The organism is Neptunomonas japonica DSM 18939 (assembly GCF_000422765.1).
GTDB classification, from domain to species: domain Bacteria; phylum Pseudomonadota; class Gammaproteobacteria; order Pseudomonadales; family Balneatricaceae; genus Neptunomonas; species Neptunomonas japonica.
The window spans coordinates 77990-98719 of sequence record NZ_AUGR01000018.1; the positions used below are offsets into that span (position 1 = coordinate 77990).

General features: G+C 42.9%; 20 protein-coding genes. 5 read left to right on the forward strand and 15 right to left on the reverse strand.

Annotation, left to right across the window (positions count from 1 at the left end):
- The first annotated feature begins 208 nt into the window (after positions 1 to 208).
- The 4 genes from G511_RS22795 to G511_RS0112755 all read left to right on the forward strand — a co-directional run bounded on the left by G511_RS22795 (position 209) and on the right by G511_RS0112755 (position 3621).
- Positions 209 to 1108, forward strand: a complete 900-nt coding sequence (locus tag G511_RS22795; RefSeq protein WP_084629104.1) for a porin — start codon at positions 209 to 211, stop codon at positions 1106 to 1108.
- Between the two features lie 124 nt (positions 1109 to 1232).
- Entirely contained in the window at positions 1233 to 1946 is a 714-nt protein-coding gene (locus G511_RS0112745) for an MlaA family lipoprotein (protein WP_051222013.1), read from the forward strand.
- 35 nt (positions 1947 to 1981) lie between these two features.
- A complete protein-coding gene (locus G511_RS22800; RefSeq protein ID WP_051222015.1) occupies positions 1982 to 3142 on the forward strand; it encodes a PP2C family protein-serine/threonine phosphatase in 1161 nt (386 codons plus the stop codon).
- Entirely contained in the window at positions 3139 to 3621 is a 483-nt protein-coding gene (locus G511_RS0112755; protein WP_028469974.1) for an STAS domain-containing protein, read from the forward strand. The genes G511_RS22800 and G511_RS0112755 overlap by 4 nt, the downstream gene beginning before the upstream one ends.
- 192 nt (positions 3622 to 3813) lie before the next feature.
- On the opposite strand, the gene tal is transcribed toward G511_RS0112755, so the two are convergent.
- From tal to G511_RS0112805, 10 genes are all read right to left on the reverse strand, one after another.
- On the reverse strand, positions 3814 to 4767 hold the full coding sequence (tal, locus tag G511_RS0112760; protein ID WP_028469975.1) for a transaldolase: 954 nt from the start codon (positions 4765 to 4767) through the stop codon (positions 3814 to 3816).
- Between the two features lie 33 nt (positions 4768 to 4800).
- Positions 4801 to 5820 carry a tRNA dihydrouridine(20/20a) synthase DusA gene (gene dusA, locus G511_RS0112765; RefSeq protein ID WP_281170420.1) on the reverse strand — a complete coding sequence of 340 codons (1020 nt, stop codon included), beginning with the start codon at positions 5818 to 5820 and terminating at the stop codon, positions 4801 to 4803.
- A 632-nt stretch (positions 5821 to 6452) separates the two neighbouring features.
- Positions 6453 to 7550, reverse strand: a complete 1098-nt coding sequence (paaE, locus tag G511_RS0112770) for a 1,2-phenylacetyl-CoA epoxidase subunit PaaE (RefSeq protein WP_028469977.1) — start codon at positions 7548 to 7550, stop codon at positions 6453 to 6455.
- Positions 7551 to 7558: 8 nt separating this feature from the next.
- Positions 7559 to 8101, reverse strand: coding sequence for a 1,2-phenylacetyl-CoA epoxidase subunit PaaD (gene paaD, locus G511_RS0112775; protein ID WP_245574012.1), 543 nt, complete (start codon positions 8099 to 8101; stop codon positions 7559 to 7561).
- 3 nt (positions 8102 to 8104) lie between these two features.
- Complete coding sequence (gene paaC / locus G511_RS0112780) at positions 8105 to 8869, reverse strand: 1,2-phenylacetyl-CoA epoxidase subunit PaaC (RefSeq protein WP_028469979.1); 765 nt, start codon at positions 8867 to 8869, stop codon at positions 8105 to 8107.
- A 20-nt stretch (positions 8870 to 8889) separates the two neighbouring features.
- Positions 8890 to 9177, reverse strand: a complete 288-nt coding sequence (gene paaB / locus G511_RS0112785) for a 1,2-phenylacetyl-CoA epoxidase subunit PaaB (protein WP_028469980.1) — start codon at positions 9175 to 9177, stop codon at positions 8890 to 8892.
- A gap of 12 nt (positions 9178 to 9189) precedes the next feature.
- Positions 9190 to 10131 carry a 1,2-phenylacetyl-CoA epoxidase subunit PaaA gene (paaA, locus tag G511_RS0112790; RefSeq protein WP_028469981.1) on the reverse strand — a complete coding sequence of 314 codons (942 nt, stop codon included), beginning with the start codon at positions 10129 to 10131 and terminating at the stop codon, positions 9190 to 9192.
- 453 nt (positions 10132 to 10584) lie between these two features.
- A complete protein-coding gene (locus G511_RS0112795; protein WP_028469982.1) occupies positions 10585 to 11301 on the reverse strand; it encodes a glycerophosphoryl diester phosphodiesterase in 717 nt (238 codons plus the stop codon).
- A gap of 49 nt (positions 11302 to 11350) precedes the next feature.
- Positions 11351 to 11920 (reverse strand): LemA family protein, encoded by a 570-nt coding sequence (locus tag G511_RS0112800; RefSeq protein WP_028469983.1) that lies wholly within the window; start codon positions 11918 to 11920, stop codon positions 11351 to 11353.
- A gap of 109 nt (positions 11921 to 12029) precedes the next feature.
- Positions 12030 to 13949, reverse strand: a complete 1920-nt coding sequence (locus tag G511_RS0112805; RefSeq protein ID WP_028469984.1) for a DUF2207 domain-containing protein — start codon at positions 13947 to 13949, stop codon at positions 12030 to 12032.
- 138 nt (positions 13950 to 14087) lie between these two features.
- Between G511_RS0112805 and G511_RS0112810 the strand changes: the two genes are divergently transcribed.
- A complete protein-coding gene (locus tag G511_RS0112810) occupies positions 14088 to 16067 on the forward strand; it encodes a TonB-dependent copper receptor (RefSeq protein WP_028469985.1) in 1980 nt (659 codons plus the stop codon).
- 121 nt (positions 16068 to 16188) lie between these two features.
- On the opposite strand, the gene G511_RS0112815 is transcribed toward G511_RS0112810, so the two are convergent.
- The 5 genes from G511_RS0112815 to G511_RS0112835 are packed head-to-tail and all read right to left on the reverse strand — an operon-like array spanning position 16189 to position 20720.
- Positions 16189 to 17217 (reverse strand): lipid A deacylase LpxR family protein, encoded by a 1029-nt coding sequence (locus G511_RS0112815; protein WP_028469986.1) that lies wholly within the window; start codon positions 17215 to 17217, stop codon positions 16189 to 16191.
- 1 nt (position 17218) lies between these two features.
- Positions 17219 to 17752: a disulfide bond formation protein B gene (locus tag G511_RS0112820; RefSeq protein WP_169565775.1), complete on the reverse strand. Its 534-nt coding sequence runs from the start codon at positions 17750 to 17752 to the stop codon at positions 17219 to 17221.
- A gap of 42 nt (positions 17753 to 17794) precedes the next feature.
- The gene (locus G511_RS0112825; RefSeq protein ID WP_051222018.1) at positions 17795 to 18136 is read right to left on the reverse strand and encodes a YdbL family probable chaperone protein; all 342 of its coding nucleotides are present in this window, start codon (positions 18134 to 18136) and stop codon (positions 17795 to 17797) included.
- Positions 18137 to 18147: 11 nt separating this feature from the next.
- Positions 18148 to 18345: a YnbE family lipoprotein gene (locus tag G511_RS0112830; RefSeq protein WP_028469989.1), complete on the reverse strand. Its 198-nt coding sequence runs from the start codon at positions 18343 to 18345 to the stop codon at positions 18148 to 18150.
- Positions 18346 to 18368: 23 nt separating this feature from the next.
- Positions 18369 to 20720 (reverse strand): intermembrane phospholipid transport YdbH family protein, encoded by a 2352-nt coding sequence (locus G511_RS0112835; protein WP_028469990.1) that lies wholly within the window; start codon positions 20718 to 20720, stop codon positions 18369 to 18371.
- Between the last annotated feature and the right edge of the window lie 10 nt (positions 20721 to 20730).

Below are 20730 nucleotides of genomic sequence, written 5' to 3' on the forward strand. Positions count from 1 at the left end.
GATTCATTAAAATAACTGTTATTAATAAGGTAATGGTTAAAGAAGAATTGATAGGCATATGAAATAAAAGTAAAAAAAATTACTTCATATGTTTGAAATATTTTAAAACTATAGTACTTTCTTATATAGCACTGTTCTAAAAAAGGGCAGGCATTAAGAAAAATTTGAATTCACTACTAGTATGTTGAATCTTGAAGGGGAAATATTGATGAAAAAGTCACTGATCGCTCTAGCTGTTGCTGGTGCTCTGACTGCTCCAATGGTTGCACAAGCTGACGCTACACTTTACGGTTCTTTGCGCCTTAAAGTAGTTGCTGCAGAAGATAAAGATCTAGATGTTGCTGACAACGCTTCACGTGTTGGTATCAAAGGTTCTGTAGACACTAACATCGATGGCGTTAAAGCTATCTACCGTGGTGAGTGGAAAGTAACTGGTGGTGCTGGTACTGGTAACGAAGCTAACTTCGGTACTGGTCGTTTGGCTTACGTTGGTTTGACTGGCGGTTTCGGTACTGCTGCAATCGGTCAGCAATGGACTCCAGAATACAGCTTTGCTACTGGTTCTGTAGATATTCTTGATGGTAACTCTACTGCTCTAACGGTAGATCTTTTCCGTGCTGCAAACGTGATCTCTTATGTTACTCCTAACATGGGTGGTTTCCAGGGTGCTCTTGCTGCTGTAGCTGATGATAATGCAAACGGCGAAGACGCTGATTCTTATCACCTAGCTGCTAAATACGGCATGGCTGGTTTCACTGGTGCTGTTTCTTACATCAGCAATGAAGCTGCTAAGGATATGAACAGAACTGCTGTTTCTCTTGCTTATGCTGCTGATGCTCTATATGTTGCTGCTTTGATTCAAGATAAAGAAGCACTAGATGACAACCAGTACGAACTAGCTGGTTCTTACGCTTTCGGTAACACTAAGCTGCTAGCTAACTTCGCTAAAGAAGGCGATGCTAAAGGTTACGGTATCGAAGTACAGCAGACTTTAGGTAAGCAGGTTCGTGCATTTGCTAACTACTTAGAAGTTAATGACGATGCAGCTGCATCTAGCTTCGCTCAGAAAGCCGATACTTTCTCTGCTGGTATGCGCGTAGACTTCTAATCTAAATTTAGATTAGTCATTCGCTTAAAAGGCTCCTTCGGGAGTCTTTTTGCGTTTTATGAAAGTTTGATTTTATTTTCTAGTGCAGTGTCTTACAATTAAGTTTTAGTCGTTTCAGGAAGTGATGATGTTGAATAAGCAAGCAGCAGGCTTTGGGTGCGGTGTTGCACTCATGTTTTCTTTTTATACTTCTGGTGCTATTGCGGCTGTTGAAAGTGATCCTTGGGAAGGGGTTAATAGAGCAGTCTATAAAATTAACAAAACCGCTGACCGTACCCTTTTAAAGCCACTTGCCCAAGGCTACCACGCTGTGACTCCTGATATAGTCGAAGCTGGGGTGCATAACTTCTTCTCTAACTTGGGTGATGTCACTTCATTAGCGAATAATATTTTGCAGTTAAAGCTGGAAGGCACCGTTAAAGATTTTTCTCGGGTTGTTTTTAATAGCACATTTGGCATTGTTGGCTTGATAGATGTGGCAACGCCAATGGGTATTCAAAGTAGCGATGAGGACTTTGGGCAGACGTTAGGTTATTGGGGTGTAAAACCAGGGCCGTATGTCGTGTTGCCTTTGTTTGGTCCCAGTTCTGTTCGTGATGCTTTAGGGCGAATTCCAGATGCTGCTACGAATGTCTGGGCAAATGAGGTGGGGCATATTCCTACGCGTAACACGGGCTATGGTGTTGATTTATTAGATACGCGTGTAGGGTTGTTTTCAGCGGAAAAGCTAATTACAGGTGATGAGTATAGCTTCGTACGTGATGCTTACTTACAGCAGCGAGATTACGCTGTTAAAGATGGACAAATGGATGCTCAGTTTAATCAGGAAGATTTTTAACGATAATTTTTCTTGATCAGATTAAACTATTATTTATGACAACACACTTATCAGATATACAGCTAGTGGGTTTTAAAGAAGCAGACTTTCCTTTAATTAAGTCTGTTTTAGCTGATATGAACTCTGGTGCTCACTACTCTATTTCCACAGTGAATACTCCGCATTTTAAACACTTTGGTATATATGTCTTATTCATATCCGGCGAAGCTGATTTAGAGCAGTTGGCTGATTTGCTCAGTGACGACGGGCGATTTCCTATCGTGCTTGTTTTATCTAGCAGTGGCAACGTGTCTGTCATTAAGGCTTTGAGAGTGGGTGCAGATGATGTTTTTTATCTGGATAGCCTTCAGTCAGAATGTGAAGAGTTTATAAGCTCCCTACAAGCAAAGTTGACTCGATGTCGTCTGCTATATGAAAGGCTAATTTATCGAGAAGGTTTAGAAGCTTCCCTTGAGGAGCTTAAGGATGACCAATACGCTGCTTTTCAAGTGCAAAGCCGTTTACTCCCAGCACAAAAACAAGTAATACAGAACACTGAGTACCAATACAGTATTACCCCTTCACTTATCGTTAGTGGGGACTTTGTTGATGTTCTCCCTATCAATAATGAACTGACGTTATTCTATCTAGCGGATGTCTCTGGTCATGGAGCGTCATCAGCTTTAGTAACAGTACTTCTTAAAAATATAACCAGTCGGTTGCTTCGAAATTTTAAGCGTGATTCAAGTTATGACATCCTGTCACCTTTGAAAACCCTTAATCGTATAAATTCTGAGCTGTGTACATTAGCTTTGGATAAGCATTTGACTATCTTTGCTGGGTTGATTAATAATTCAGAAAGTACACTTACTTATGCGGTAGGCGGACACCATCCAATGCCGGTTTATAAATCATTAAATAGCACTTATGTGTTGGAAGGGCGTGGTATGCCTGTTGGTTTATTTCCTGACGCTGTTTTTTCTCAAAACCGGATAGAGTTGGATGCGGATTTTTCGTTGTCTGTATTTTCTGATGGCGTGTTGGAGCTATTGCCTCAAAGCTCAATTTTAGAGAAAGAGCAAAACCTTTTAACGTGGTTAGAGAGTAATGGTGCAGATTTAGACGCACTGAAATCCCATATATTTGATTCTAGTGAGCATCTGGAGCAATATCCTGATGATATTACTATAATGACTGTGTCGAGAGTTTTACCATGAGTCAGGGCTCAATTTATTATGCTGTAGTGGATAACCACTATGTCATCAAATTTGTTGGTGAGGTGCGCTTAACGTTATGCTCATCATTAGATACTCATATTGAGCGGGTACTATCATCGGATCAGTGTGATCAAGTTTTGGTGGATTTAACAGAAGCAACTTGTCTTGATAGCACGACATTTGGGCTCATAGCGAAGTTGGCTATACGTGCCAAGAATAAGAAATTCCCTACGCCTGTTTTAGTATCCACGCATGATGATGTGACGAAGACCTTATTGAGCATGGGGTTTGATCATATTTTTGTTTTACTTGAGTCTTTACCGAAGACTCAATGTGAGTTGCAGCAGGTCCCGGTAGTGCAAGAGTCTATCGAAGCTACTCAGCTTCGTATTGTTAGTGCTCATAAAATTTTGATGTCGTTAAATGATTCAAACTATGAGGCATTTAATAACTTGATTAGTGTGTTAGAGAAAAAATAGGACTTTTTCCTATATCCTCAATATATGCAATCTGTAGAATAACGGTTGTCAGGGATGCAGCAGGGATGTTGATTAAACGAATGGAATTGTTCGTCTGGCCATCGCATCAGGATAGTTGTGGTGATTTACAAGGATGTGAACGAAGGGCTCGTTGCAGGATGCATTAGAGCCCTTTATTTTTTATACACTTATTCAGTGGTTAGCTAATACCTGCTCTAGTTTTACTTGGTCCGCTGCGAAATTTCTTATACCTTCTGCTAGTTTCTCTGTTGCCATTGCATCTTCATTCATTAACCACCGGAAAGTTGCTTCGTCATTATCTGGGATGGCAATCTTTGATGTAGCTGTTTCTTTGCTTAGCTTTTGAGGTAATGCTGTATGAGAGCTTTCTAGTTCGCTCATTAGCTGTGGACTAATGGTGAGTCGGTCACAACCCGCAAGGCATTGTATTTCTGTAATGCTTCTAAAGCTAGCACCCATCACAATGGTTTTATAGCCATTTACTTTGTAAAAGTTATAGATGCTTGAAACAGATACTACGCCAGGGTCTAGTTCGCCAGAGTAGTCTTGTTCGGGCTGCTTTGCTTTATACCAGTCTAAAATTCGACCGACAAAAGGAGAAATTAAATAAGCGCCTGCATCGGCGCAGGCTGCTGCTTGTGCAAAGCTAAAGAGTAGGGTTAGGTTGCAGTTGATACCCTCTTTTTCTAGAATGCGGGCCGCTTGTATGCCTTCCCATGTGGATGCAATTTTTATTAGGATACGGTCATTGCTGATGCCAGCGTCGTTATATAAGCGTACCAACTGATGAGCTTGCTCAACTGTCGCGACAGTATCAAAAGATAAGCGGGCATCTACCTCGGTAGAAATCCTGCCAGGGATTATTTTAAGAATCTCTAGGCCGATTAAAACGCTGAGTTTTTGAGTCATCAAAGATAGCTGTGTTTTAGACTCTTGGCTTTGCTCATATGCCCACGCTTTGGCTTGGTCAAGCAAAGGGCTATAGATAGCTAGGCCAGCTGCTTTGAGTAGCAGTGATGGATTTGTTGTTGCATCCACGGGTGTGAATTGGCCGATAGCCTCTATATCACCAGTATCGGCAACCACGGTTGTCATTGATTTAAGTTGCTGCAGTTGGCTTTCCATGAGTTGGATTTCCATAAATTATCTTTCGATGAATTAGTTAAACTCTTTTATTTTAGCGAGGGCTTGTTGAATTACTTCAATACCCGCACCACGTTTGTGAGCTTCTTCACTAATCAAGCGGCGGAATTGCTTGCCACCTGGCATACCATGAAATATACCTAAAATATGTCGAGATATGTGATTTAGGTACACATCTTGTCTAAGTTGTTCTTCAATATAGGGTAAATACGCTTCAACAGCCTCTATGCGGCTCATAACTTGCTGGCTGATGCCATATAGAGCACTATCAACTTCGGCGAGTATATAGGGGTTTTGATAGGCCTCTCTTCCCATCATGACGCCATCAACATGTTTAAGGTGCTCTTGAGAGTCATCTAAGGTTTTGATACCGCCGTTAATAATAATTTCAAGTTCAGGAAACGCTTGTTTTAGCTTATAAACCCTATCGTATTGTAGCGGTGGCACATCTCGGTTTTCTTTCGGGCTAAGGCCCTGCAAAATAGCTTTACGGGCATGTACGATAAAAGTGCTGCAACCTGACGTTTGTACAGTATCGACAAAGTGATGAAGAAGTTCGTCACTGTCGAGGTTATCAATACCTAAGCGGTGCTTAATGGTGACCGGGATATCCACGGCGTCCTGCATAGCTGACATGCAATCACGAACTTTTTCAGGGTACTCCATTAAGCAAGCGCCAATCATATTGTTCTGAACGCGATCGCTCGGACAGCCAACATTCAAATTGACTTCATCATAGCCATATTCTTGAGCCAGACGTGCACATTTTGCTAGGTCTATTGGGTCGCTGCCACCTAGTTGAAGAGCGACGGGGTGTTCGCCTTCGTTATAAGCTAGATGACGATGTTTATCACCAAAGATCAGCGCGCCAGATGTAACCATCTCTGAATAAAGCACAGTGTTTTTAGATAATATACGATGAAACATACGACAATGTTTGTCTGTCCAATCCATCATGGGTGCAATGCAGAAGCGCCGATCCAGAGTATCCCGCGTGGTACCTGGCTTTAAGGCTGTATTTGTTGAGATATTCAATGTTCTATTTTAGGCCGTTTTGGGTTGTTGTAGAGTGCTTTGGCGTATGTAATGCGACATAATTTCGTCTAGCACTGAAAAACTATATGATTTCTATTGCACCGCGTTAACGTGCAGATGGATCAACTGCAGAATTTTTATTAAGCGGGATAGGCAGATTATATACGAAGAGGCTCAAACTTTCGAACAGCGAAAGCTTGCTGAACACGGGATGTGAAAGTGTTCGGTTTTTATTGATGAGGTTTTAGGTATGTGTGGTATTGAGCGCTTGGAATGGGCGATTAATTAGATGTAAAAGCAGAGCATGTTGGTTGATTTAGAACTGGTTGGGCATTTATAGTGACGCATTCGGTGTGGATTAAGTCTGCTAGCACGCTGGGTAACTAGTCTTATGCTTTATGCTCTTGTTATAAAACAGATAATACCCATTACAAGCGCACCGGACAAGGCGGATAGTACGCAAGCTATTATCATTGGTTTATATTCGTTATTCATGTAACTCCCCCCTTTCTGTCTTGATTCAGTATAGCTGCTTGTTTGAGGCAGTGGGGTTAATAGAGCTTAACAAATGAAATAAAAAAGCCCTGCAAAGAGCAGGGCTTAAGAGTTTCAGATAAATGGAGATAGTGAGTTTAGCGTTGGTCGAAATCGACCATGACTTTATCTGATATAGGGTGTGCTTGGCAGCTCAGAATGTAGCCGGCTTCGATCTCGTGTTTTTCAAGACCGTGAGTGATGTCCATATCGACTTCACCTTCGACTAGCTTGCATTTGCAGGTAGAGCATACTCCGGCTTTACAGGCGTAAGGTAGCTCCATGCCATTGTCCATGCCAGCATCTAAGATGTTTGAGCCTACTGTTGCCAGTTCAAACATGATTGAGCGGCCATCAGCAACAACAGTGACTTTGCTGAGTTTTTCTTCGCCAAACTCTTCGATACGTTTCTGGGCTTTGTCCAGAATCGCTTGGGAGTCGGCTGATGAGTTGGCGAACAGCTCATAATGAATCTGGTCATCGTTCAAGCCTTCCATACGGAAGCCACGCGATACTTCAGACATCATTGATTCGGGGCCACAAATAAAGGCTTCGTCAGTGCTTTTGATATCAATCAGGCCACTTTTTTGAAGGGCGAATCCTTTCTTGTTATCAATACGGCCATTGAGTAAGTCAGCTCCTTGGTCTTCAAAATCCATAATGTTGATCCACTGGAAGCGGTCCATATAACGGTTTTTGACAAAGTTTAGTTCTTCTTTGAACATCACTGAGTTACTACGGCGGTTTCCGTAAATCAAGGTGACGCGACTCTCTGGTTCAACATCCAGTACGGATTTAATGATCGAGATCATCGGCGTAATACCTGAGCCTACAGCGATACACATGTAGTTCTTGGCATTGTCGGCTTTGAGTTCGGTATGGAAGCTACCTTGAGGAGGCATAACTTCTATTTCATCACCGGCTTTAAAAGCATCATTCGCAAAGTTTGAAAACTTACCGTTTTTTACGCGCTTGATACCTACGCGCATATGCCCATCGTTAATGCCTGAACATATTGAATATGAACGACGCACATCTTCACCGTCGATCATGGCTTTAATAGTCAAAAACTGACCTTGGATAAATGTAAATTTTTCTTTTAGAGCTTCTGGAACATCGAATGTTACACAGACAGCCGTATCCGTTTCCGGTTGTACGTCAGCTATCTTTAATGTGTAGAAATTGGTGTCAGACATCGCTTCACCTATATCTTTTTAAAATAGTCAAATGGCTCACTGCAATCATTGCATTGGAACAGCGCTTTGCAGGCGGTAGAGCCAAACTCACTGATCCTACGAGTATTTCTGGAATTACAATGTGGGCATTGGGCATGTGCTTCTGGTGTTAAACCTTCTTCACAAAGATCGGCATCTTCAGGTGGCGCAATGCCATATTCGCGAAGATTCTTACGTCCTTGTGGCGACATCCACTCTGAACTCCAGGCTGGCGAGAGCTTGGTCTTTATAACCACCTCTTGATAACCTGCTTTGTTGAGTTCGGCTTTTACATCGCTACTGATGGTATCCATAGCAGGGCAGCCAGAGTAGGTGGGAGTGATTGTCACTACCACGCTGCTTCCGTCGCGCTCTATATCACGCAAAATGCCTAGATCCCAAATACTCAGTACGGGTACTTCAGGATCTTTTACTTCATCGAGAATATCCCAGAGATTTTTTACCTCTGCGTTATTGCGTTGTTGCAGACGTTGGTACTGTTCGTCTGGCATCAGTGAGATCTGTTTCATCATCAATTACCACTGGCAACCGGGGTGGGAGCGGTGCACAATTTGCATTTGGGTCAGCATGTGGCCCAAGTTTTCTGTGTGATAACCGGTGCGTCCACCACGTACAGCCCAGCTGTCTTCAGGAACTGTTATGGTTGCTTCGGTGAGAATAGCACTGACTTCTTTGTGCCATTGGTCACGTAACTTAGAGACATCAACACCGATACCGTTGTCAGCCAATAATTGCTCAGTTTCATCCATATCGAACATCTCATGGGTATAGCCCCATAGCTGATCAACCGCTTTTTGAGTGCGTTTATGGCTTTCTTCGGTACCATCTCCAAGACGGTGAACCCAGTCACGACTACGGCGCACGTGGTATTTTGTTTCTTTGACTGCTTTTGCAGCGACTGCGGCGAGCCTTTCATCTTTTGATTTTGCAAGCTCAGGTAGTACTAGGCTGTAGTAAACATCAGCAAGCAGCTGACGAACTTGCGAATAAGCAAAATCACCGCGTGGCATTTCTAATAATAGCAGGTTGCGATAGTCTCGATCACTGCGCATATAGGCAAAATCATCTTCGGTACGGCCATCATCAGCAAGCTCTGCTGCATAGGTGTAGAACATACGTGCACGACCTACGTAATCTAATGACACGTTGGCGTAAGCGATATCCTCTTCTAAAAATGGGCCATAGCTTACCCATTCAGATATACGGTGTCCCAGTACAACAGCATCGTCGCCTAAGCGAGTCGCGTATTCCAGTGTGGCTGCTTTAATTGCATCACTCATCTTAAATAGTCCTCACTGAATTACATGTTGTTAACGGGGTCAGGCAATACATAATAAGTCGCGTGACGGTACGGTTTGTCATCTGAAGGATCGTAAAAGCTCTCAGCATCATCTTCTTGAGAAGCGCAGATATCGTTTGATTTCATCACCCAAATGCTAACGCCTTCGCTACGACGCGTGTAACAGTCGCGGGCGTATTCTAATGCCTGAGCGTGATCTTCTGCGTGTAAGCTGCCGACGTGTTTATGATCAAGACCACGCTTTGAGCGGATGAATACTTCAAACAGTTCTAGTTTTTCAGTTGTCATGTCAGATACCCCTTACGCCACGTTTTTTATTTTGTTGGCATTTTTTTTGTCGTTATATGCAGTAATAGCATCACGTACCCAAGCGCCTTCTTCATGAGCGGCAACATGGTGCTCAATACGCTGGCGGTTACAGTGGCCATTTCCGTTGATTACGCTGTAGAACTCTTCCCAGTCAATATCGCCATGATCATAGTGACCACGTTCTTCATTCCATTTGATCGCTGGATCTGGGTGCTCTAATCCTAAAAATTCTATCTGAGGGACTGTCTGGTCGATGAATTTCTGGCGTAAGTCGTCATTGGTTTCACGTTTGATCTTCCACTCCATTGATTTTGCAGAGTGAGCTGATTCTGAGTCGTGTGGACCAAACATCATCAGTGCTGGCCAGTAGAAGCGGTTCAGAGAATCCTGTGCCATCTGTTTCTGTTCCGGCGAGCCTTGAGCCAGAACCAGTAGTGCTTCATAGCCTTGGCGCTGATGGAAGCTTTCTTCTTTACAGATGCGAATCATGCCGCGTGCATACGGGCCGTAAGAGGTACGTTGTAGAGATACCTGATTCACAATAGCCGCGCCATCAACCAGCCAGCCAATAGCACCGACATCACCCCAAGTAAGGGTAGGGTAGTTAAAAATAGATGCGTATTTGGCAGTGCCTTTTTGTAATGCTTCGATCATTTCAGCACGAGAGATGCCGAGCGTTTCACAAGCACTGTAAAGATACAGCCCGTGGCCTGCTTCATCTTGTACTTTGGATAGCAGAACGACTTTACGACGCAAAGAAGGCGCGCGGGTGATCCAGTTTCCTTCAGGTTGCATACCGATTACTTCAGAGTGTGCATGCTGAGACATCTGACGGGTAACATTCTTGCGGTATGCATCCGGCATCCAGTCCTTAGGTTCGATTTTCTCTTCAGCGTTGATCTTACGCATGAAATTTTGTTCTTCTGGCGTCATTGTTCTGCTCTCCGATGTTCTGGTTCGTTTGTCAGACTACGAATTTTTTATTGTCTTCATAGCAGTCAGCATCTATCCAATCTTGCTATTGGTCTTGCCATTTATAGTATAAAAAACTCGCCTTTGAGGAAGGCTCATCAGTTACATATAACAGCGATAGAATAAATGTACCTCGAAACTTTTTTAAATGATACATAAAATTATATAAAAACATAAATTAGTGTATCACTTGTTTGGGTTTTGTCACTTGCATCCCAGTGTTTATGAGACTTTTGGCGATACTCTAAAGGTTAGATTTATAAATTAATAAGATTGAAATCAAGATGTAAGTTTAAAAAAAGGTGAGAGAATAGAGATGAAATAGAGATTTTTTTATAAAGGAAAGCGAGGAAGAGTAAGAAAGTTAGAAGATGACTAAGCGTATATATCGTGATGCGTCTGGTTAACGAGAGGTTAAAGCAGGTGAGGCGTGTCTGATATAATGCTGTTTACACCCATTCCCCAAAGTTCTTTAGCGGCACTGGAGTCATTGCATGTGTAGACGATCAATTGGCAACCGGCCGCTGTAATGGCGTGTGCCAATGATGGTGTTAAGTATTCCCAATCGCAATGTAAGCTAACGGCATTGAGCTCTTGCATTGTGCTGTGCCAGTAACTGTCTATATCTTCGTAAAGTAGACCCAGAGGTTGCTCTAAATCGAGTTGTCGATAATAGCGTAAAATATCATGATCAAAACTACTGATCAGCAGAGGCTTACTGCTGTTCCAGTGTTTTTTGATAATGGGGCGGATAAGGGATGTTATCTTTAGAGGTGAGACTCCTTCCTGTGGTTTTAACTCAAGATTAAGACCCATATTTAGACTAGACATTAATTTCAGTGCTTCGGCTAGTGTGGGAATTCGCTCACCACTGAACTTCTCAGAAAACCATCTGCCAGCATCTATGCTTGGCAGATGCTCAGAAGTAATATTGAGTAAATGACCTTGGCTATTGCTACAGCGTTCTAATGTGTCGTCATGGCAGAGAACGACGGTATCATCGCCTAAAATGCTAACATCAACCTCAACCCAGTCTATTTTATGTTGAGAGGCCGCTTTAATAGATACCAATGTATTTTCAGGGGCTAGGGATGCTAAACCTCGGTGGCCAATGATACGGCTCGCTTTCATTACAGCGTCTCCTAACAATATCCGCTACGCCTAGCTTACTTTATGCTTCTCAAAATTTAATACTAGGTACTTTTTTAACTTCAGCCGCTTCTGTTTCATCTAATTCAAAAAACTCAAACTTAGTAAAGCTAAAGCGCGTTGCTACTAAGTTGGATGGGAAGCTGTCGACCATGATATTGAGGTCTCGTACTGAACCATTGTAAAAGCGCCGTGCCATTTGGATTTGGTCTTCCAGCTCTTTTAGCTGTCCCTGCAGATCTAAAAAATTAGTATTAGCTTTTAAGTCTGGATAATTTTCCGCTAGTGCGAACAGTTGTCGCAGAGCACCAGATAGCATCGTTTCGGCTTGAGCTGTAGAGTTTGTCGTTGTTTGTCCTGCTTGTATTGCTGTGTTGCGTGCACTGATGACGGTTTCTAAGGTTGTTTGTTCGTGCGAAGCATAGCCTTTGACGGTTTCGATAAGGTTGGGGATTAGATTATGACGGCGCTTTAGCTGCACCTCTATACCGCTCCATGCTTCTTCTGTTCTCGCTCGTTTATCAACCAATCCGTTGTACAAGCTAATAACGTAAAGAACCAGAGCAATAATAAGCCCAAGAATAATTGAGAGTGTTAACACAAGATTTATCTCCGTCACTGTACTTAATCAGACATGCTAAAGGTTGAAGTTAAGTTTTGAAGTTAAGTTTTGAAGTTTAGCTTACAGCAACTGAATGCTTCCCGTCTTTTTACCAACCACCACCACCGCCGCCACCCGATGAGCCACCACTAAAACCGCTGCCTGAGGAAGACGGGGGTGTTGAAGACGATGCAATAGCGCTATCTAGCCCATTGGCTAGATTTGATGATAATGAAGAAGCATGGCCGTAGCTGTGGCCTTTATACCAGTGTAATGAGTTGCGACTGCTGGGTGTTTCAGCCATCAGTATTTCAGTAAATTTTTCACCCCATTCATTTTCTACCCCAAGTGCGATGGCATAAGGCAAGTATCGCTCAAATAACTCGGGTGTTTTTTCGGGCGGGTGTTGGGCGTTAAGTAAGTCTTTTTCCGCTATAGCGAGGTAGCTTTTAAAGCCTTCGATACTATCCAGAGTTACCCTGCCTGCTATGGTAGGGGCCTCCAGTAGCCAGTAAAACAACATGAGGGAAAGTCCTGATATTAAGCAATATGCCGGGACGGCAATGCTCTCTATATCGAATGAGAACTGCCCAAACATCGAGATGAAAGGTCCGCCAGCGATAAAAATGAAAACTGCAGGCAAAAGTGTAGGTATGAGGTTAAAAAATTTTCTGGCAGGTGATGAAGAGTTAGCCGCACGGATAGAGCGGCGAACCGCTGTGATAAATACACTACCAAAGATGCCGGCAAATACCGATAGGAATATTAGCTCAACACGCTGGTCTTGAATGGCCATAAAAATGCCTAGAACAATGGCAAGCGCCGCTCCGACAAAAAACCAGAGCCGGTTGTTAGAAAAGTTTTGCTTGGCATACTCTCGAATCAGAGTCTTTTTAAGTTTTATTTGCGCGTTAGAGACTGTTGATGAATATTTGCCACCAATACTTCGTTGTTGACGGTTATTTTTAAATAGCTCTGTAGCCAATACTTGTTCACTGGGAAACAGCTCTGTGGCGCTCCCCATTCTAGTGACTATGTAACTAGTGTTGTTCGAAGTGGGTTCAATTGTTAAGTAACCTTTTACGGCGAGATTAATTAATGCAGCAGAAAAAGCAGAGGGTTTAACGCGTCGGTCTTTTATGAACTGACACGCTGCTGGAGATAACCCTTTTGGAGGAGAGAATAGAGGGATAATGGTTCCGCTCTTAGGATCCCGACCTACTGCAAACCAAGCAAGCAATAAGTAACCTAAAATAATTAAGGTGCTTACCCCTGCAAAAATAGTCATACGAAAATCTTGAATGAGCCAGCTACTTTGTTGTGATGCTGATGGCGCGTTTATGACGCCTTTATTCCAAGCGACAACAATACTCATTCCTTCGCGAATGTTGAGCATTTTGCTGCTATTAAATGAAACTTCAAATGGAAGTTTTTGTACCGCATTAGCATAACGTGAAGTGCTGCCCATCTTACCGGTATAGACGGTATAGTCTTTAATAATAGCGTTTGAGGGCAGTGATATGGTTGCGCTTGCCTTATCAATAGGAAATGTAAACCCATGGCCTATTGCATTAAAGTAGAGCTCATCTTGTTGTGCTAAAAATTGTATTTGTCGATTAGTGCGGTAAAAAATTTCATAAGTATGCTGGCCTTTAGGTACATATTTATTTTTATCGCCAATATATATGCGGATGCCATTTTGTTGCTTTTTGGTGTGATACGGCTCGTTTTCTCCATCACGCATTACGCTAATAACTTCAAAACCAACATGGTGCTTCTTAGAGAAGCTTAGGGCGTTAGACGCTGTGGCAGGTATAACATAGGTCGTGGGAAAGTCACGATAGATTCCACGCCTGATAGCGGCATGCTCTACGATTACGGTGATTGTTTCAGTGACGAGTAACTCGCCATCTTCTGTCACTAGAATACGCGTGTCGTAATTGAGTATGCGCTCTTGTGAGAAGGCTGAAGATCCACCCAGTAATAAAAATAACAGTATGATATAGCGTACGAATGTAATCCTTTTCACTGTTGCTTTCCTAGTTACTTAGATAAAACCTAATCAAGTTTAGCGTTATCTTCTTTTATAGTCTGCGTCGTTATGCCACATTTTTCATGATATTAGCGAGTGCTAAAATCGAATTTTCTAATATGATGGGAATGTCGTGTGAAAAATGCTCGAAAAGTTCTTTGTGTTTGTGTGTCGTTAGTGTCTGCTAATGTTGTAGCGGATGAGAAGCCGTTAGAAATTGAGGTTACTCGAGGCGCGCTAGAAGACGCTTCGATTAAACGCTTTTTTCCTGACTCCCTTACTGTAAAGCCAGCATCTGATATGGCTGAGCTTTTAAGCTCAGTTAATGGCGTGTCGGGAGGGCGCATGGGAGGGAGAGGCACCGATCTTATTATTCGTGGGCAACGCGAAACACAGCTGAATATTTTGTTAGATGGAGCTTACCTTCACGGAGGTTGCCCGAATCGGATGGACCCCCCAACTGCTTATGCTTCTGGCGATAGTTATGATTCAGTTTCCCTTATCAAGGGGGGCCAAACAGTTCTCTACGGAGGTGGAGGAAGCGGAGGTTCTGTCATTCTGATGCGTAATAACCCAGCTCTAAACGAGAAGGGATATCATGTTAGTTTATCGGGTGTCGCACGAAGCAATGGTGAGGGTGGCTCTATTTCTGCGGATATTGCTGCAGGAAATGATAATGGTTACATACGCTTTATCGGTGAAGTTGCTGATGTAGATAGCTACGAGGATGGCAATGGGGATACAGTGCGTTCGGCGTATGAGTCTCGTTCTGGCTCCCTTATTGTAGGGGCTCAGCTGGGTGATAATACTGATTTCACAATGAGCTATGACCGTAATGAAGAGCGTGATGTTCTATATGCCGGCGCTAATATGGATTCGCCCGAATCTAATGCTGATATTTACCGGATGAAACTTGAACATCAGTTCAGCTATTCTGCAATTCAGAGCCTAAAAGCTGAGCTATTTCAAAGTAATGTTGATCATTTAATGGATAGCTACTCTCTTCGAAATCGGGCGATGGGTATGTATGCACCTAGTACTTCAGATACCACGGGTGGGCGCATAACGTTAGACGCTTGGTTTGGTGCTCATCAAGCGACGTTTGGTGTGGATTATCAAAAAAATTCCCGTAATGGAGTGGTCTATAATTATCCTGCTAACCAGCCAATGGGGCAATTATGGCCTGATGTAATAATTGAACAGGTGGGCATTTTTGGAGAAGTAAACCGGAGGCTCTCGTCACTAGATCAAATTAAATTGGGGTTGCGTTATGACTACATTACTGCCAATGCTGATAATGTAAACTCTCCGTTTATGATGATTCAGACAGCAGCGGGCCTATATGGTGCGGAACCGAAGCAACAAAATGAGCATAATGTTGCGGGGTTTGCTACGTGGCAGCATAAGCTTGGAACTGACTACCAGCTAGCAATGACAGCTTCGCGAAGTGTTCGTACAGCTGATGCAACAGAACGTTATATGGCAAAAAGTAATTGGATAGGTAACCCTTGGATAGCTCCCGAGAAACATCATCAGCTTGAATGGGTTTTCAGTAATATAGGTGAAACTCCATGGTCAATTTCAGCATATTACAATAGAGTGAATGACTATATTCTACGTTATAAAGATAGTGGCAAAGATCGTTATCAAAATGTTGATGCTGAGATTTATGGGGCTGAACTGGAATACCAATACCCCGTTAATCATCAGTGGTTATTGAAGAGTAGTCTGAGCTATACCGTGGGGAATAACGTAGATAGTAACAAGCCATTGTCTCGTATTTCGCCGTTATCTGCACAATTACAAGCATTATACTCAGCGACTACTTGGGAAGCGGGTGTAGTTGGTAGGTTTGTCGCTGCACAGAATAATGTGTGTTTAGCCGCTTCCGACTGTGGAGGCTTAGATGTTACGAAAACACCCGGGTACGGTGTGGTTGATTTGTTTATGGATTACCGTTTATCACCTGCTATATCGATGGCGGTTGGTGTCGATAACCTATTTGACAAAACATACCGCAATCATGAAAGCCGTGATGATGTGTTTGACCCTACACCATCGCAAGTTAATGAGCCGGGGCGTTCTGTTTGGCTAAAGTTAACCGGTCGTTTTTAAAGCGCTAGGTTATGAGCATTAGTTTTGAATTAATGCATCCTTACGTTGTTATCTGTTGGATATTTAACATAGCGAATATACGTAAAAGTATATTCGCTATGTATAAGCTATCAGCCGACTTTTAATATGAATAGGACACAGTCAGCGAACCGTAGCTTTGAGCATCCACCTGCGTTTCGAACTCTTTAGTACGATAGACACGCGCGAAAGATACTTTCCACTTGTTGTATACCCCAGCTACACCAATAGCCGCATCTGCCACTATGTGCTTTTTAGAGACTGAATGGCTATCTTGGTAAGAGTTTCCATCAAGAAATATGTTTCGTAAAACTAAGCGTCCATCAAAAGAAGCAAATGCATGCAGCCCCCAGCCTTTTCGCAGGCGAGGGTCTGCATTGCCTGGAGCGCTGTTATCACCTCCAGGGCGTAATGCTGATGTACCAAAGTCATCTGGTAGGCGAAAACCAAAGCGTAGTTCAGCACCGGTATTGGCATAGGTGGCTACATTACCCAAGCTGCCACCGTAATGGGTAATGAAATCGTAACTCAAACGGCCATAAATGGGACGTTTAGAGAGGCGGTGTTTATGCTCCCAAACTACTTGAAGCCCGGGCTCGTTTTTTAATTGGTTATCCCATCCTTGAAACAGGTCGATACCTCGGGTGCGATGTACTAAATCTTGGGCTTCTTGTGCAAAGGCCGCTGGGCCTACAACACCTAGATTAACTTCAACAGAGTTAAGCGTATTTTGGGTCTTTGCGTGATAACCAAAACCTGCATATAGCCAGCCTGCATACGGGCGATCACTTGGGTCGATGGTGGTTCTATCAGGGTCTTCAGGTGTATACATCTGCTGGCCAATCGTGAAAACCAGGTTGCGGTGTATATTGTCCTTGCTGTTTTCTGGGTCGGGGTAAAGCGGCGTGAACCAATAGTTTACTTCTCGTAACCAAGAAGGGAGTTCAGGGTCATAGAGGTATGTATCTATATCAGGTGAGACCCACGCTAAGCGAATACCGTTGGTGTAACTTTGGTCGGTGTCGGCAAAGAGATCGTTCTCAAAGTAGAGGTTGTGCGTCCATGGAGCAGCAACCGCAGAAGTCGATGATAGCGCCAGAGCTATTAATAGTTGTAGGTATTGTGGTTTCATTTTAGAAGAATAATTTAGGTTCAGGGCGTCGGGTTAGCAATCGCCATGTGATAAGAAATAGGAGTATAAATACACCCATCGTTATTTGGGGTAACGATATCCCAAGATACCGCCATGTGTTGTCTAGACATTCATTATTGTTAGCTAGCAGTGTTTGTAGGTCAAACAAAAAGGGCAAAGTACTGCCCAATGCTTCAAAACCGCGACTAAAACCAGCACTACAGAGTGTTTCGGCTTGCTGTAATTCTAACCATACGTAACGACCAGCAGCAGTTAACCCTAAAATAGCGAATAACCAATTAATCAACCCATATAGACGCTGACCAAAGGTCCAAGGGTTATGCAAAAAAGCTAAGAAAAACACTATGCTCATGCATAATAAACACAGCCGAACGATGCTGCACAAAGAGCAATTAATCGAGCTGAGTTGTTGTTCTAGGGCTGTTGATGCATAAGCTAGGGAGGCGCCAGTAATGAATAAACCTACTAAATTTAGCCTTCGATAAGAAAATAGCGTGTTATCAGTTTTCTTCACGGCCAGCCCTATACTTAGTAAGTTATTCTAGTGTTAAGAGTGTTACTTTTTCAGCCACTGTCCATTTGGTTTTTGCACATAACTGCCTTGTGAAGCCCTATCATATAAGCGTTGCCCAATGCGTACTTCCATTACCTTGAGTGTCACTCCGGCTTTCTTAGCACTTTTAGTATAGGCTGCTTTTCGTTTAGCGTTGATATCATTCATTAAGCGAAGGGTGTTGCTATTGGGTGTTGCGTGCACACTGGCAAGGTAGCCAGAAGGCGTTTCACCAACGAGTCCTTGTGTTTTTGCTTCGCCTAACGTTATCGCCCAAGCGGGTGTTGCAATAACACTTACTAGAAGTAACAGAGTGCTTAGGAGTTTAGTGGTTGTCTGTATCATCAGTCTTACTCCTAGAATAAATCGCTTTGGTCACTGAGAAGGTCATCAATCTCGCGATCAACTTTGATAAGAATTTTGTGCTCAATTTTAACATTCAGGTTAATATTTATAGGTTCGTTTGGGACAGCAACCTGTACCTTGGGTGAGCAGCCCATTAACAGGATACTGCTAAGCAGCACTCCTGATAGAGCCGTAATATTGCGTTGCATAAAGGTGTTCCTTCAACATTCGTCTAAGGTGTACGGTAACGTTTCTCTATCCTGTTCGTCAATTCGTCAGTGAATTGTAAGGTTTTCATGAGCTTATGCAGGTTCTCTTCAATATTCATTGAAAAATTGACCTGTTGTCCATTGTTCCATTCAGGATTGTTGCCGCCTAACTGTGTTTTTAACAAGAGAGCTCCGTCTGGGGAGTAGTCTGCCAATATAGACAACTTATTATAGTGAAAGTTAGAAAGTGCATCTAAAGCGATACCTAAGCCTAAATAAGACTCTCGCAATGCTTGGATACTCGCATCTGGTTGGTAACGAATAATGCCTGGCCCGCGCGCATGTAACTTTCCTTCTGAAACACTCAAACCCACAGTGTTATAGCGAAGTGGTAAATCACCATCAAGAATACCTTCTCCGCTAAGTCCTGGCTGTTGCTCTAACTGTAATAACGCGTCAAGGGAGAGGCTGCGAAGGTATAAGTCTGTGTTTATTGTTAGAGGACTAAGCACGCTGTAAAAAGGGGCCAATTGAAATGTCCCTTCTAGTAACGAACCTGACAGGTGTCTAATGTCTGCTATGGCATTCAATGTCCCTAGCTTATTGAGACGGAATTCTGACTTAAGGTTACTGATTAGTATCCCCGCATCAATTTTGTCTATTTTCAGGGAGCCTTGTTCATCTATGCGCTCGCCTCTGAGGTGGGTTTTGCTGTTTATGGATACTCCCTCTACAGAAATATTTTCATGGGTAAGGCTTATGTTATTTGCGATATGACTAATTGTGCCGTCTAAACGCCCGCTAAACCATTGAAAGTGCCCGGTCTGAGTATAATTTCCACTGGTAAAGGTTAACGCCTCTGGCAGCATAAAAGGTAAGTAGGGCTGCCATTGGGCTTTGCTGCCTGCTAGTGAGATCTCTTTAATCCGCCATTGCGCATCAATTAATTCTTTATCTAAATCAGCACTCATACTGATCGCTGTGTTTAGTGCAATCTCTTTGCTTTGAACACTAAGGCCTACCTTGATATCAGGTAAGTGGGTATAGATATTCCCGCTAACAATCAAACCGGGTAGTTTTTGCTTGCCTTGTTTTAGATTAATTAAACCTGCCTTTATGTTTATTGAAGCGATTTTCTGAGTAAAATCGATATCTTTAAATACTAGCTTGATGGGTTGGCTGGCTATATGCATATCTGCATTACGAATAGCGTGGGGTGTAATAGTAATGCTGAAAGGTTCTATCGTTGTTGTTCCATTTTCCTGGATATTGAAAGCGGTATTTAATGTAAGGTTGGCTTTTGTTATTGCTAGCTCGTTTCGTTTGAACTGAACAATCGATAACTCACTTTCGGGTGCTAGGCTGAGTTTTAGCTTGTTGGGGTAGCTGTATCCTATAGCTGAAGAAAGATTTAAATATAGGCTCTTTAAGCTGATGTCTTCAGCTGTGTTAAGCGTGCCGTTAGCACCTACGAAAGGGGTACTTGCCCACATGTTGAGTCGGTTGTCTTGTGTTGTTGTAAGGTTTGACAGCCACTGCTCAAGATTTCCTTCATAGCGCTTTGCAAATGAAAAATCAGTTTTTCCTGAGTAAGATCCACTGATAGCGGGTATTTTCTCTATTTCGGGAAGCGCTAGCAGGCGTGCTAGTTTTTGGGTTTTTTCTAAATCTAAGGAGTGTAATGTTTGCAGAGTAATGGTGTCGTCATCGCTGGACAATTGCCCCGTTAATCTGAGAACAGGATTGAAGATTGGTGTTGCTCGGTCAATAACATTTATTTTAAAGCGGTTATCTTTTAATAGCATAATGTCAGAGTGAGTTAGCTCTTTTTCGTTAATGCTGCTGAGTACGCGACTGAGTAGTCGTTCCTGAGTTAGAAATATATTTCCAGTAAAACGATAAAGGGGCTGGTTAGGGCCGTGCCACTTTACATCTAATTGGCCTATGACTAATTCATCCGCGGGGGCAAAATCCAGCCATGAATCTGGCAATAACAATGAGAGGTCAAGTGAAGAGGGCTCTTCCTCTGGCTCTTCTACAGAGTTTTTACCTGTCATAGCAATATCAAGACTGGCAGAAGGGATTTCTATACGGCTAAGCTCACCTCTAAGAAATAAAGCCCACGGCTCGTAAGTGATACGAATGGGGCCGGCAGTAAGTGTAGAAACTCGATTATCAGTATGTTTCTCAACGCTGATTTGGGTAATAAGCAGTTCTCGATGGCTCGGGTATTCAACGCTAAATACAGGTTTTTGAAAGCCTTGGTCGAGTAACCAGCTCTCTACTACATTTTTAGCAATGAAGGGCATCGCAACATAGCTCAGCGAAGGTAGTGCCAATAGCACTACCAAACTGAGCAAAAGCCAGCGTTTCATTTTGTTACCC